This is a genomic window from Hyphomicrobium sp. DMF-1, assembly GCF_027886585.1.
GTDB lineage: Bacteria > Pseudomonadota > Alphaproteobacteria > Rhizobiales > Hyphomicrobiaceae > Hyphomicrobium_C > Hyphomicrobium_C zavarzinii.
The window spans coordinates 4,224,688-4,239,255 of the sequence record NZ_CP115706.1; the positions used below are offsets into that span (position 1 = coordinate 4,224,688).

The window sequence follows — 14,568 nt, forward strand, 5'->3', positions numbered from 1 at the left end:
CTGGTCTGATGCGTTTTTTCGCTTATTGCATGGTCGCCGGCATCGCCTTCGTCGGCGCCGCCAAGCTGTTCCCGCCAGCTCCGCAGGACATGACATACCACTATGTGGATGAGCGGGGCCAGCCCATCACCGAGGTGGTGGCGCGCGCCTACTTTGCCGAGCAGGAACGCCTGGACACCCTTGAATGGGAATCCAAACGCCGCGCCTCCGATGAAGGAAACGTCGCCAACCCGACGACTTCCTCTGGGCCGGTAACCCATTCGGACCTGTCCAACCGTGCGGCCGTTCCGCCCGGCACAAGCCTCCGGGGTAAGCCTCCGGTGAAGGCCGCGCCCTGTTCCTAGGAAGCTGCAAACGCCCTGACACAATTGGCCCCAAACCAAGAAGTTAGAGTGTGAAGGGCCTTGGTTCCAAGTTGTTGCGTAAAGAACAACGCGAGCCTCGTGGTTGGGCGTGAACATGAAACGTAGAAGAGATTGCGATTCCGCTCGTAGCTATCTTTTTTTCCGTCTGGAACACCGCTCCCAGCCCATTCAAGGTACTCGGCCCAGTTATATTTGTTCCATCCCCTGCCGAGAACCACCAAAACGTTCTCAAATTGATCGCCTTTGACGCTGTGCTTTGTCGCAAAGGGTGTGTTCCCGTCAATGAAGTCGTCGAGAGCTATCACCTGTTTATAAGGTATCTCGCGAAGATTACGGGTACGCTCAACTCGATTGGCATACTCCACCGGCTCACCGCTCCAGGTCTTTGCCAATTCTTCGGCACGGATCACACCTTCTGGAAGCGCGATCCTAGAAGTCGCGCGAAGAAAGTCGATAACGTCACCAACTGAGCCTGCTGCTCGAAGATCGAGCAGCTTATTCATAAATTCCACCCATTCAGCCTTATCTTTTTGAGATCTTATGAGTGGTCGATCACCCAACGGGGCAAACATCTCGCCGTAGGACCGACGCGTGAACGCCTCGCATGCTGGCTCCAGCTTGTCTGCGAAAAACGCAATATGCTCATTTTCCTTCTTTATGAATAACTCCGTGCGGTCAAAAACCTTCGCAAGGTCTGAGTATCCTTGTGTCTTGGCCAAAACGTTGTGGGTGAGCATCAGCACCTTGGTTCGTAGATGGCTAAAATCCCAGCCATCTTCAGCTTTCAGCTTGTTGATGAACTGCTCCAAATACACTTCGGCAATCTCGGCTGGCAGGTCTCCCTTCCAGTGAGCAGAAGTTTGGCGCTGCCCTGTCCAGCTATTGGTATGATAAGCGATTGCCGATCCAATGAAATTTGAGTCATGCGGCCCTTGAGGAAGCTCCGGCCTCATTTTATTGAGGACGCTCACGATTGATACAGCAGACCGGAAATTTGACCGCTTCGGAATTTCCACCAATGCTGGGCTAGAAACGCGACCGCACGTTCCATCGTAGATTTGCTGCCAATGGTCGCCGAATAAGCCGAATTGAGGGCCACCAGCCCGGCCAAACAGATTTTCCTTTAAAGCCTGCATTACTCCGGCGTTTGTATCTTGATACTCATCAATCAAAATAAACGGGTACTTTCCGGCGAGAATTCCTTGAAATTTGCTATTGGCCAAGAGACCTACTGCAAGTGCCAAGACATCGTCATGGTGTAGAGTAATTACATCAGCTTTGATGCTCCGATAGCCCAAGTCATACTCTACCTTTTGGGTACCTAAAGGCGTCTCAGACTCCGCTAGGCGCTCTTTCCAAGCTTCAATGCCCTGGATGCCATCTCGAAGCATTGGCTGATAACTGCGGATCAGACTCCATAGGAAGGCATGGATTGTGTCTATAAATACCACGGGGTTTCCGTCTATCCGTTCCGTGATAACGGCTGCCGCTACGTTCGTGTATGTGATGCAGGCTATGCGCTGCCCCTTTTTTCGAAGCTGGTCGCCTTTCGAGGCGATCAGGAACCGAAGAGCTTCAACAAGTGAATACGTCTTGCCGGCACCTGCCCCTGCCTCGAGTAGAACATTCTTCCCGGCTTCGAGGCATTTGCTTACCTCAGCATCAGCCTTCTTAGCTTCTTCGAGCGCCTCATTGACTTGCAGATCAGCGCTCATGGCGTTCCCTTGGATGCTGGAGCTGAGCTGGGGTCTTCCGCCAACCACATCAAGCCATCTTTGATGTACTTGGGAATGGCCCAATCATCCTTCGTGGTTGCATATTTTAGCGCGAATTCGGATTTCTTCTGCTCCCGAGCAAGATCGTCAGCTTCCTGCTCGAGGTCCTGGCTGGTCTTGCCAGATAATTTGAAGATCGTGGGGTTTGCGAGAATAAATGCCTGTTCAAAGCTGCTACCGCAGGGCCCCTTCTCCTTTTCCGGGATCTGGTAGGCGATCCGGCGCTTACTCACGACCTTCTTAGCATCCGGAACGGCCACAAGCTGTTCGCCCGAAAGCTTCTGTGGGTCGTACCACTTATTGATACAGGCGTTGCTCGACCCTTCTCCCTCACAAACGAGACACTTTTTTCGAGTGGCTAGCTTGATGGTATCGATATCGGTGACCACTAGGGTCTGGAGGTCAAGAAAGCTGAGAAGATCGAAGAATAGGTGGGCGTAAGCTCCCCCGACCTCGATGGTGGAGATATACTGGCTGCCCAACTTCTTGCCCTCAGGCTGTGTGGTGTCCAGTTTTCTGATTATCCGTGGCAAGAGAAGTCGCTCACTCGTTCCTTCGATCAGAATTGCTTTTTCGGCGAAGAACAAGTCACAGCGGGTAAGGGTCAGATACTGATGGAGAAACTCGCGATCGTCGGGATGGCTGCCCCCTAACCCTTTCCGTAGATCCCTAACAACGGTTTTGGGAGCCTCAGGTGCCCCATTTGAGAGAAAATACCGGATAGCCTCAAACCGGGCCTCGTTTGCTACATGTGAAGAGTGGGTGGTGACGATAAATTGTACGGGCCAAGCAATACCCAACTCTTTCGTAAAAGCAGCCGCGATGTCGGCTAGCTTTCGGATGAAGACTTCCTGCATCTGAGGGTGAAGATGGACCTCCGGCTCTTCGATGAAAATGAGATGTACAGCTGGTTGCGGTTCAGCTGCTGCGTACTGTTTGAAGAATTCGCGTAGTTGCAGGAGGATGAGGATAAGATTCCTCACGCCTAAGCCATTGTAGGCTTCCGGTAGATGGACCCCATTTTGCCCTGTGTATAGGACCTTTGTGTGGTTTGATAGCAGCTTCTCCACATCCAGAGTTGTTTCCGTGCGGAGGTTAGATCCCGTCAAACCTGGGTAGCCGAAGATTTTCAACGCAGGCAGGAGAGCATTGAGCTTGTCGTTAAAGTCACTTCCTATTTTATCCTGGATATCTTTGACGGCAGCTTCCAATTGCCCGGCTGTGGCATGGTCTTTCACGTCATGTTTGTTAGATTTTGCAGTATTGAAAAGATTTTCCAATACTCTCCCAATGACCACTCGGTCTTTGTGGCTAACATCATCCAACCCCCGTTGTGCGCTGATGAAACCACTTGCACACAAGATGGAGAGAAACTTTAGGTCTAAGGGCTTTGTATTCGTGGGATTGCTCGGATCGACCGCATGAAGGCTAGTCGTGAAAAGATCCGGTATGCGTTCCTTCAATGCCTTGAAGAATGAAGGTTTGGTGGCGGGATCCGTTGACGTTATGTCAGTATAGAGGTCTTTGAGCGCGCCATCTCTCAATGCATACCGGATCATAATTATGGCGGTGGTGCAGTTGGGATCTAGGTCAATAACAGCCTCTGAGAGCTGCCCAAGGTTTTCGTTCTGAGTGTATGAAAAGGCAAGCTTGATTTGAATATAGGGGACAAGCTCACGCACGGCGGGCTCAGTCTCACCTTTGGATAATGCCAGATACGCGTTCCAAAACTCTTCATGTGCCACAAACGAAAAGTCTTCCAAACGAAACGAGGCGGATTTCTCAACAAGAAGGCGCTTTAGGACCTCGGTGAGGGATGTTTTGCCGCTGTTGTTCCTTCCGACAATAACGGTCGTGTCCTTCTCTAAGGAAATCGATACCTCTCTCAAGAGGCGAAAATTGCCGACATCTATTTGCGTGAGCTGCATTAATCCCCCCGTGGATCGCGACTCACATTCTACCACAGCGGGAGGAAACTGAATCTCTCCCGGTCGGATTTTATCACGAACGACACCTCGTGCCGTGCAGCCGCTCTTTCGACACGGTGAAGGCCGCCTACCAATTCCCCCTGGATCTGATGAAATCAAGCCGGCTCTAGCTACGGCCTTATGTAGCGGACCTAGAGCCACTACGGAGGAGAGCAGATATTGGAAACCCACGAAAACCTAGGCTTGTTGGGCAGCCTTCCAGTTCCATGGCAGGAGCTCATCAAGACGCTTCGCTGGATGCTCAGCAATCCGCCCCAACACATCGGCAAGCCACGCCTGGGGATCAACTTTATTGAGTTTGGCTGTACCAATCAGACTGTACATGAAGGCCGCGCGCTCTCCACCACGATCGGAACCCGCAAACAGCCAAGACTTCCGGCCCAAGGCAATGCCCCGGAGGGCTCGCTCGGCGGCATTATTGGTCATGCAAACGCGCCCATCTTCAAGAAAGCGCACAAACGCAGGCCAACGCTTCAGCATGTAATCGACAGCCTTTGCCACCTCGGAGTGTTTAGCAAGCTTCGGCTTTATACCGCGCATCCAAGCCTCAAGGTCCGCCACCAACGGCGCACTGCGATCTTGGCGCACCCTCTGACGTTCCTGAAGACTGGCGCCATTAAGCTCACGCTCGATGGCCAACAATGCATCGATTTGCCGAACGGCCTCCACCGCCAAGGGGTGAACCAAAGCCTGCCGGAGGTCGGCCAACTCAAAGAACTTGCGCCGTGCGTGAGCCCAGCAACCCGCTTCCACGATGCTGCCATGCTCATAGAGCTGCCCATACCCCCCGTAGGCGTCGGCCTGCAGGATACCTTTATATTTAGAAAGGTGGTTTTGCGGGTGCTCACCCTTACGGTTGGGAGAGTAGTAGAATATCGCAGCTGGTGGCGCTGGCCCACCAGAGGGCTTGTCATCTCGGACATAAGTCCAAATTCGGCCGATTGTCGTCTTATCAGCCGCCATAACCGGGATTGTGGTGTCATCACCATGCAGGCGTTCTGCCGCAAGGGTGTGAGCCTCGATACGCTCAAAGAGTGGTTGAAGAGCCTTACAGCAGGCACCCACCTGGTCGCCCAACGTCGAGGGGCTAAGGTCAACGCCTTCACGGGCATATCGTTCAGACTGTCTGTTCAGTGGTTGGTGCTGATTGAACTTCTCAGAGAGGATCATCGCCAAAAGATTGGGGCCCATCCTCCCTCGCGGTGTCGGGTGAAAGGGCGCAGGCGCTTGGTTGATATGACCACAACCGCGGCAGGCCATTTTAGGCCTTTCATGGCTCAGCACCTTCCATTCTCGCGGTTTAACCTCGAGGGTTTCGGTAATATCTGTCCCCAAATAAGCCAGATTACGTCCCTTGCAGCATTCACACACGTCGGGGCATGGATGCACAACAGGAACTCGAGGGTAATGTGTGGGGAACGGCTTCCAACAAGGCTTTTTTCGCGCTGCCGCAAAGACTTTGATGGGTTGGGGGATTTCCTTATCAACCTCAAGGTTATCCGGGCGCGCGATTTGGACTTCTTGAGTTTGCAATTCATGCTGATCGTTCAGGCGACTGGCATGTTCCGAGCTGGTTCCAAAGAGTTCCCGCTGCTGTTTGGCTATAATGAGATCTTTCTGAGCGATTATAGCGTCCTTGTGTTCAATCTCCTGTTTCAATCTAGCCAGCTCCTCCAGCGCCAGATCAATGGTTTCTTCCTGCTGATAGGCCATCTCCACTGCATGCTCAAAATGCTTGCGATAATAACTAGCCATTTTTTCAGCTTCGGTGAGCTCCACCACGACGGGTTTCACCTCTGTGGCCTGGACGATTTTAAGCTCGGCGACGAGCGCATCTAGCCATGGCGGTTTCGGGCGCAAATCAAATTGCATGCGTACATTAAAACATAGGGCGGGTCGAACGTCGCGCATTTTGTAATAAATATTATTATAAATCAATCACTTAACCTACATATTCGGGCCGAAAGGTATATTGGGGATTCCTCCAATCAATGCCATCGAGCATGTAGCCCAGTTGGGACGATGAAATGGAAATCGTGCCGTCGACCGGAGCTGGCCAGATGAACTTCCCGCGCTCCAGCCTCTTCGCGTAGAGCGACATTCCTAGGCCATCGTGCCAAATGATCTTGATGTGATCACCCCGCTTTCCACGAAACACGAACATGTCGCCTCTGTGAGGGTCTCGCTTCAGTAGCTGCTGAACGTGCAGAGCCAGGCTGTTCATGCCTCGGCGCATGTCCGTATGGCCGACGACGACCCAGACGCGAATGTTGCTTGGTACGGGGATCATCGTGCCACCGCTTTGATCAAAGTGGCAACGAGGTCGGGGGGTGCATCAAGCGGGATGCGAATGTGGCTCTCCTCGCCGATAACGATCTCAATGAAGCGCTCTGGGCCTTGAGTACCAGTAGCGGGCGCGGTCACAACGAGTGGGGCAAGGCCTTTTGGAGGACGGGATCGCTCAATCCGCCATCTATAGATCACAGCTCTCGTAACGTCGTGCCGTCGGGCAACGGCTGTAAGATTGGCCCCAGGCGCAAAGGCCTCAGCCATAATCTCGTCCTTCTGTTCCTGGGTCCATACACGGCGGCGCTCAAGCCCCGTCATAAGTTCCACTTTCTGCATTCGATCATCTTTCATCGTATCTAAGACCGAACTTAAGGCCGTTCTTAAGTAGCGGTGCTAAAGACACTTACAGATGATGGAATGGCCCGCTAGGCGGCCTTCACCGGAGGCTTACCCTCCGGGCAACAGAGCCGAGCAAGGACTATATCAGCGTGCAGGGCTATTACCGGCGCGACGGGACCTACATCGCCCCACACAAGAGGTCGGCCGCGAGCCGCACCGAAACCGACAACTGGAGCACCCGGGGCAACAAGAACCCCTTTACCGGCAAGTCAGGCTCCAACAAAGCCAGGCGCTAATCCTGCAAAACCAAATCATCGGGGCCCGCTGCCCAAACTACGCCAAGACACTGAGTTGGACGAGTGGTGCGCGCCTCTACTGGCACAACTCCATCAACCCGGTCGACGGGTTGCGGCGCATTCCACCCCTCATGTTGGCATCGCATGCCTCCGCGCCTGTACCCGCCACTTTGATGGTGCCGGAGACGTGAAGGGTGGCAGAAGGCGCTGTTGTGCCGATGCCGACAATACCGCTGGTCCCCACATAAAGGCTTGGCGTGGTGGTCTGCCCACTGGCGGACACGATGAAACTGCCGGAGACCTGCAACGTCGCTGTGGGAGAATCCGTACCCACGCCGATGTCCCCGGCATTGGTAATCACCATCCGGGGTTGGCGGGTCGCGGTTTGGAAAACAAGGTCTCCCCCGTTGTAAGCACCAATTATCAACCCGCCGGCGTTGTAAGATTCCAGCACGGCTGCGTTGTTGCGCCAGTTGCTGAAGGAGCCACCATTGCTGCCAAGCTGAAGCAACGACACCATTCCGGGCTGGCCGCCCAATCCTGTAGCGTTCAGGTTGGCAGCGGTGAAGCCGGTGGAATAGTCCGCGGTATTGCCATAGGCATAAACGCCCGAGGTTTGTGAGCCCTCAGAGTTGATGACAACCCCGCCGCTCACCGTGCTTGCGGTACCAACGCCAACTCTACCGCTGAAGTACCCATCGGTCCCGCTGATGGCGCCGGTGCTGCTCACGCCCACCGAGACGAGGCCGAGACTTGGGTGGAAATACGCGGTGTTGTAACCGCCCTGCGTAACACTAATGTAGCCGGTGTCGGAGATAGCCACCATGCGGGTCTGGGCGGTGGACCCGGACACGATGCGGTCGGAACTGCCCGCAGTCACGCCGGTAAGGCCGCTACCGTCACCCAAAAAGGTGCCATACACCTGCGTGCCGGAGATGTAGCGGAAATAGCCATAGGTTCCGCTTACCGCACCGTTGCGCGTCGTGTCCACAAAAGACGCGCTGACATTGGTGGCACTCACCAGCGAACTGCTGACACTGTTGGAACCGATGGTTACGGCACTCAACGCCAAAATGGTTGCTGCCGGAAAATACCCCTGTGTGCCACTGACGTAGTAGGCGTTCAACGCCGATGCAGATACCATCTGCATCGAAATAGACGTACTGTCACTTATCGCAATCACTTGCGCAGGAATGTTGGAAATGCTGTACCAATCGGCAACGCCTCCGCCCGACAGTGTTACCCAGCTTACGCCATTGCAGTATTGAATGTCCCCGCTATTGAAGCGGATTGCTCCCGATATCCCTGTACTGCAGGCTAGGCTACTTGCGCCAACCTGAATAGCGTCGCTTGCCGAAATCGTCCCTCCCACGTCAAGCGTAGCGAGCCTACCCGCCTTCCCAATCGCGACACCTTCACCAAAGTAACCAGAGGTGCCGCTGACAGGGCCCGTTGCGCTTACCCCGAGCGTCACCAGTCCCCGGTATGGATCAAACCAACCGCTGTTAGCCCCTGCCTGCGTGATGGAGATGTAGCCGGTGTCGCTGATGGCCACCATCCGCGTGGCTGCATTCGTACCGCTGACGATGCGGTCGGTTGCGCCCGCGATCACGCCGGTGAGACCAGAACCATCGCCCGTGAAACGCCCGTACATGTCAGTACCGCTGACATAGCGAAAGTATCCAAACGTCCCGCTGACCGTGCCGTTACGCGTGGCATCAACGTAGGTTGCGCTTACGCTCGTCGCGCTCACCAACGAGCTCGATACCGTATTGGCCAAAAGATTGGCGAGCAAACTCCAACCGGCACTGAAGTACCCCCAGGTGCCGCCTGAGGTCGTCAGGCTTATGTAGCCCGTATTCTCGTTGATGATCACCGCATGGGTATTGCTGATGATGCGGTCACCCTGAACATTCAAATTCGTCAAACCGTTGCCATCGCCGATGAACTTGTTGGCCGATACGTTGCCCGTGATGCTCACGTGTCCGGCTGTTGAAAGGCTTGGGGCGTAGCTTGGGCACCCGATGTCGGCAGGACGCATATGATCGGGAACGCCCATACAAAGGCGGTTCGAGTTATTGCCCGCCGTGCTGGAAATGATGGTGACATCACCCCAGTCACCCGATTGCGCGTTCCCCCATGCCGCGGCCAGCGCAAGCAGCGCCGTCGTAGCGATGCGGACTAGCGCTTGAGGCAAATCTGCGGGTTCCCGTTCTTGTCGATGCGCACCGAGCCGACGGGTACACCATCACAACCCTTGTCGATCGCCGTTACCCTTTTGGATACGCCTTCGTACACCGTCCAACCCGCAGCAGCGATGCTGCCAAGGCAAATGACGGTCATAACGATACGGCAAAAGGCGCTGCTCACAGGCGCACTTTGCCTGCAGTTTCGGTATACATCAGCAAGGGCGCCGCCGATGTAAGCACCTCCTGTGGCTTCGCCGCATCTGTTCCACCACTACAATGATTTTCCTGACCCGTATTACGCAAGCGCAACCCGCGCCTTCTCGCACATGGCCTCCGGGATCTGTTCGTTCCCAACCACCCATGCCATGGCCTCCACGATCACATCGGCCTTCAAGCCCCCGCAACACCAGTTCAGTCTCTCCGGTAGAGGAAGCCCACCTAGGCTTGCCCTCAATTGTTACCTCTTCGGATTACCCGTCCGCGCACCCGTGCCCCAGCTCCAACGGTTCACGCACTCATCAAAACACCAAGTACCCCTTCCTAATCGCCGTACTCCAGATGATCGAAATCCGGCACCACCCGTCTCAGGCAATCACGGTCAGGCAACGACAGCACATCTTGAACAGACCGTTCCGGCACCGGTAGCGCCTTTAACGCCGTCGCCGGTTCTGGAAGCCTCTTCACGTCCGGCATCGGCAGCAACTTCACCGAGACCGCCTCAACCGTCTTCGGCATCGCGGTTTGGAGACGCGCCATGCGCCTGCGCTGCAAGAGCGATCTGACAAACTTGACATAGAAGGGAGGAACATCGGCAATCATACTTGATGCTCCCATATGACCACACACACGGAAAGCACGCGTGCCCAAGCCGTATGCAACGCAATCACCCGACCGCACGCCACACGGCCGAGCGAAGGGCCATGTCATCTCCTGCCCTTTCCGTATCTATTACAGCGGTATTTGCGTCACGCGCTTGCCAACCCCTCACCCGCTGCCCATCGTTGATTGCGTGGCACGGGTAACGGCGATGTTCTCAATGAGGTAAGCCTCCGCCGAAGCTATGTGTGCGGACCCGCGCCACGTACCTGCTCCTGTCTAGGCCGGCTGCTGCCCCTGTTTGAGGAACGATGGCAGCCGGCCCCCCAATCGCTCGACCAAACTGTTGCCGCGTCACGCCAACGCGAACAGGAAGGCTTTGTTCAGCCACCACAATGGATCAAAGCCTGAATTGAAGGCACGCCACTTGGCGTAGCATGAGACGCGGCGTACCTTGTTCTAGTGACAGCCCTTCCGCGCACCCACCTCGAGCGTTTGCAGCGCCATACCGAGGAAATCAACAGACGACTTGGATTCTCGTTCACGCTGGCTGACTTCGTCAACGCCAATATGAATTACGACCGTCTCGGCGATGCCGCCACCGAGACACTTGTGAGCAACGCCGCCGGATTGATGCGTCTCCTCAAGATCCCAGCCAAATCACTGCAGCCCTTCCTTCTTTCGTCGCCTACCTTCTTCAGGCGGTCCCCGTTCTCAGTCCAGACGCAGTTCACGGATATCGCCGCGTTGCTCGGCATGCCATGGCGTTCCTACGTCAAAAAAGTTCTCAAAGCTCACCGCATCGCCAACGCGACACCGGAAAGCGTCAACATCCTCATAGACGCCCTTGCCACAGAGCTGGAGCTATCACCGGCTGCGGTAAAAGCCATCCTGAAAAGGCACACCATCCTCTTGGCAAGCAACCCCAGTACGCTTGTGTCCAACATCCGCACGACAATCAATCGCCTTAACCTATCAAAATCAGACTATGCCACCTTCGTCCGCCGCGCGCCCGGCCTGCTCGCCACTCCCACAGATACCCTAGAAACAAAAGTCAAAGCCTTCGCCGACATATTCTCCATCCATCCCGCAACAGCGCTGAAAGCGCTTCGTCGCTCGCCGCCCCTCTTGGCCATGGCCACCGACACGATCCGCAATAACCTGCACCGTACGGCGACCGCCCTCAACATACCGGTCCACAACTGGAGCCAGACCGTCATTAAGAAACCAAGCCTCGCCAGCTACCGCGCTGGCACGCTCCTTTCCACCGTCTCCCAAATCGCAAGCTTGTTTAAGATGTCAGCCCCAGACGTCATAGCGATTGCATCCCGCTTCCCTTCCCTCCTCTGCATTTCCCTCGAAGCCTATGAAAGCAAGCTTCCGCTTGTCCTCAAATTCTGCCGAACCCTTGGCTTCGACTATACGCCCGCCGACACACTCCGAGAATGTCCTCTTGCCTTCACCTACGCACCGAGGCGGCTTCAAGAACGTCTGCGGCTGGCAGAACTCGGATTGGGGCCACGAAGCATCATGAACCTCCTCACACTCGCCAATGAGGACGCAGCTCCTCTTCTTCGACGCAGCCGGCTCCACCCGTAACCAACACCCTGACACCCTCCTTCCATTCTGCTGCCAACACAGCACCGTCCGTGAAGCCCTTGAAAGACGCACAGTCCGCCCCATAAAGCTCCTATGCCTTTCGATAAGGCCACGCACTGCGAACTGCGCTTCCACCATGCAGCGACCAGCCAGGGTATTCCCTACTGGGCATGGATACGGACGCTCATCATCACCTTCGAAAGGAGGTTTCCGGATCTCCCCATCTCCACCTATCCCAATACCTTCCTCGTATGGGTACGCGCGAACACCAACGCCATGTTGGCCATCTCGGATACGTCGCCGGTCATGAACTGAAGAGGGAAAGAGTGGGGCAGGGAAAGGGTGACGGCGCATCGGGCAGGAAGAGAGGCTTCCCCCGACCGCCCGAAACCTGAAGGAGACCGTTCCCATGTCAAAATCCACCAGCCGCCGCGGCAAAGCCACGTCTGCCGCCATTCCCGAAACCACCTCCATCGACATCCCATTCAACCGCTTGCGCTTGAGCGAGAAGAACGTCCGCACCATCTACGACAAGGACGCCATCAAGCAGCTTTCCGAAAGCATCGCGGAAAACGGCCTCATCCAAGCCCTCAGCGTCAGACCCGTCCTCGATACTGAAGGAAAAGAAACCGGCGACTACGAGGTACAAGCGGGTGGACGCCGGTTCCGCGCCCTGGAGCTTCTCACAAGGAGCAAGCGCCGCGCTATCGACCAGCTCACTCCTTGCGTTCTCAAAACGACCGGCCTTGCCGAGGATGACAGCTACGTCGAAAACGCCCAGCGCGAAGCCTTGCATCCCATTGACGAGTTCCGCGCGTTCAAAGCCATGCAGGACGCTGGAAAGACAGAAACCCAAATCTCCACCGCCCACCGCGTCAGCATCGCCTTCGTTCGGCAACGCTTGCGCTTGGCATCCGCAAGCCCGTTGATCCTGCAGGCTTACCGCGACGAGGAAATCGACCTTGATCAACTGATGGCCTATTGCGTCACCGACGACCACGCACGCCAGAACTCCGTGTTCGAACGCCTCAGGGACTCCTACGAGGCCCATCCCCACGCCATCCGGCGCGCCCTGACCGAAGACACGGTGTCATCCAGCGACCCCCGCGTGCGTTTCATCGGCCTCGACACCTATGAAAAAGCTGGTGGGCATGTGGAACGCGACCTCTTCAGCTCGACCGACCAAGGATATCTCAAGGACGTTGAGTTACTGAACCGCCTCGTGGCCGACAAGCTCAACGCCGCCGCGAAAAAGCTGCAAAACAAGGGCTGGAAATGGGTCGAGGCTGCTGTTTCCATCCCCCACAGCGTCAAGTGGGGTCTTGACCGCGTGATTGGCGAAGAAGCGTTGCTGTCTGCCAAGGAACAAAAGCGCCTCGACAAGCTGAATTTTGAAATTGAGGAGCTCGACAAGCTGGATGAGCTCTCCGACGAGCAGGATGCACGCCGAGACGAGCTTCAAACCGAGATCACCGCGCTTGAAGACAAGCCCGCCGTGTTCTCCAACGAAGACATGGCACGCGCCGGCGTTTTCCTCTCTATCGACCACAACGGAAACCTGGTCGTGGATGCAGGCTTCATCAAAGAGGATGACACACCCTCACAAGACGCGGGTGATGATGACGACCATCCGGAGCCCAACAGCAATGCGAATGAGCCCACCCCATCTACCGGCGACGATAACGCCGAGGGCTCACGACCGCTTTCCGCCGCGCTCCTCGAAGACCTCACATCCTACCGCACCGTGGCGCTGCGCAATGCCATGGCTCAGGATTTCAAGGTCGCCTTCATTGCGGTGGTGCATGCTTTCGCACTCTCGCGCTTCTACACCTTCAGTCACGGCAAGACCTGCCTGCAGCTGAAGCTGGATGCGTCTTTCCCCGCCAAGGCCCCGGGCCTCGACGAATGGGCGCCCACAAAGGCCGTTTCCGACCGTGATCTTGCATGGAAGAAGCTGCTGCCCAAGAACAGCGCCGATCTCTGGCAGGCGTTGCTCGCCATGGACCTCACCGACTTGCAGAGCCTGTTCGCCCACCTTGCCAGCCTCTCGGTCAACGCAGCCATCACGCCCCATGTGAGAAGCGCCGAAAGCGTCGCACACGCCAACGACCTCTTCCGCGCCCTCGACACCGATATGGTGAAGCTGGGATGGGTCACCACCGCTGACAACTACCTCAACCGCGTCTCCAAGGACCGCATCCTTGAAGCTGTGGAGCAGGCCCGTGGCGAGGACACCAAGTTGCTCATCTCCCACATGAAGAAAGAGCCGATGGCCAAAGAAGCCGAACGCCTCATCGAGGGTAAAGGGTGGTTGCCTGAAGCTCTACGCATACAAGCGACTTCCAAGGCTGCGGACCACGAAGACGACCGCAGCGATGATGGCGTCGAAGATAGCCTTCCCACCTTCCTCACCGAAGGAGCGCAAGACACGCAAGAGGCCGCTTAAGTAAGCCAAGTGTCATTGGCCACATCCGCAAGGGTGTGGCCATTTATTATGCCGTCTTCTTAGAGTGCGATTTCAATGCAGTCGGGAAGCGAACATGCTTCATAACCGCGGCCTTGAACTCGAGATCATATTTCTCAAAGCCCGTGTTGGACCTCGCTGGAAGCCTCCCGCTGTTGAGCCCGTCCAACGCCTCGGCCAGATCTCGTCGCTCCAGAGCCAGCGTCCACATTTCCCTGTCAATCTGACCGATCTTCTTTGAGACCAGCTGCGCAAGGGTCGGTGATTTTTTTGCCATGGCACATCCTCACACCTCGGAATCGAGGCGTCCAATGGCTTGCTGTCTGCAAAGGCACTGACGGTCGGCCGATCGGTATCCCGAAAGTGGAGAGGTTACGGCAGGCAGGGTTGCATTGCCGCGGCCTACAACTCTATCACCGGCACTTGGAGGTGTGTCCGCCCCATGGAT

The 14,568-nt window shown here is 56.0% G+C and carries 12 protein-coding genes; 4 read left to right on the forward strand and 8 right to left on the reverse strand.

All coding sequences use genetic code 11. The features are described 5' to 3' along the window. Positions 1-8 precede the first annotated feature (8 nt). Positions 9-344, forward strand: a complete 336-nt coding sequence (locus PE058_RS19365) for a hypothetical protein (protein ID WP_271029171.1) — start codon at positions 9-11, stop codon at positions 342-344. Here PE058_RS19365 and PE058_RS19370 read toward each other — a convergent pair. The 7 genes from PE058_RS19370 to PE058_RS19395 form a co-directional block, all read right to left on the reverse strand. Next, a complete protein-coding gene (locus PE058_RS19370; RefSeq protein ID WP_271029172.1) occupies positions 341-2,080 on the reverse strand; it encodes a UvrD-helicase domain-containing protein in 1,740 nt (579 codons plus the stop codon). The genes PE058_RS19365 and PE058_RS19370 overlap by 4 nt on opposite strands. Further along, the gene (locus PE058_RS19375; RefSeq protein ID WP_271029173.1) at positions 2,077-4,068 is read right to left on the reverse strand and encodes an ATP-dependent nuclease; all 1,992 of its coding nucleotides are present in this window, start codon (positions 4,066-4,068) and stop codon (positions 2,077-2,079) included. Before PE058_RS19375 ends, PE058_RS19370 begins: the two co-directional genes overlap by 4 nt. A gap of 237 nt (positions 4,069-4,305) precedes the next feature. Next, positions 4,306-5,841 (reverse strand): IS66 family transposase, encoded by a 1,536-nt coding sequence (tnpC, locus tag PE058_RS19380; RefSeq protein ID WP_271030629.1) that lies wholly within the window; start codon positions 5,839-5,841, stop codon positions 4,306-4,308. 229 nt (positions 5,842-6,070) lie between these two features. Further along, entirely contained in the window at positions 6,071-6,418 is a 348-nt protein-coding gene (tnpB, locus tag PE058_RS19385; protein WP_271029174.1) for an IS66 family insertion sequence element accessory protein TnpB, read from the reverse strand. After that, positions 6,415-6,768, reverse strand: coding sequence for a transposase (locus PE058_RS22095; RefSeq protein ID WP_442908666.1), 354 nt, complete (start codon positions 6,766-6,768; stop codon positions 6,415-6,417). Before PE058_RS22095 ends, tnpB begins: the two co-directional genes overlap by 4 nt. A gap of 360 nt (positions 6,769-7,128) precedes the next feature. After that, entirely contained in the window at positions 7,129-9,249 is a 2,121-nt protein-coding gene (locus PE058_RS19390; protein WP_271029175.1) for a beta strand repeat-containing protein, read from the reverse strand. Positions 9,250-9,781: 532 nt separating this feature from the next. Next, positions 9,782-10,060, reverse strand: a complete 279-nt coding sequence (locus PE058_RS19395) for a hypothetical protein (protein ID WP_271029176.1) — start codon at positions 10,058-10,060, stop codon at positions 9,782-9,784. 459 nt (positions 10,061-10,519) lie between these two features. Here PE058_RS19395 and PE058_RS19400 point away from each other — a divergent pair, with 459 nt between their 5' ends. The 3 genes from PE058_RS19400 (at position 10,520) to PE058_RS19410 (ending at position 14,102) form a co-directional block, all read left to right on the forward strand. Then, a complete protein-coding gene (locus PE058_RS19400; RefSeq protein ID WP_271029177.1) occupies positions 10,520-11,656 on the forward strand; it encodes a hypothetical protein in 1,137 nt (378 codons plus the stop codon). Between the two features lie 93 nt (positions 11,657-11,749). Beyond that, the gene (locus PE058_RS19405; RefSeq protein ID WP_271029178.1) at positions 11,750-11,971 is read left to right on the forward strand and encodes a hypothetical protein; all 222 of its coding nucleotides are present in this window, start codon (positions 11,750-11,752) and stop codon (positions 11,969-11,971) included. A gap of 94 nt (positions 11,972-12,065) precedes the next feature. Then, positions 12,066-14,102, forward strand: coding sequence for a ParB/RepB/Spo0J family partition protein (locus PE058_RS19410; protein WP_271029179.1), 2,037 nt, complete (start codon positions 12,066-12,068; stop codon positions 14,100-14,102). 46 nt (positions 14,103-14,148) lie between these two features. Here PE058_RS19410 and PE058_RS19415 read toward each other — a convergent pair whose 3' ends face one another. Beyond that, positions 14,149-14,397, reverse strand: a complete 249-nt coding sequence (locus PE058_RS19415) for a hypothetical protein (protein ID WP_271029180.1) — start codon at positions 14,395-14,397, stop codon at positions 14,149-14,151. Between the last annotated feature and the right edge of the window lie 171 nt (positions 14,398-14,568).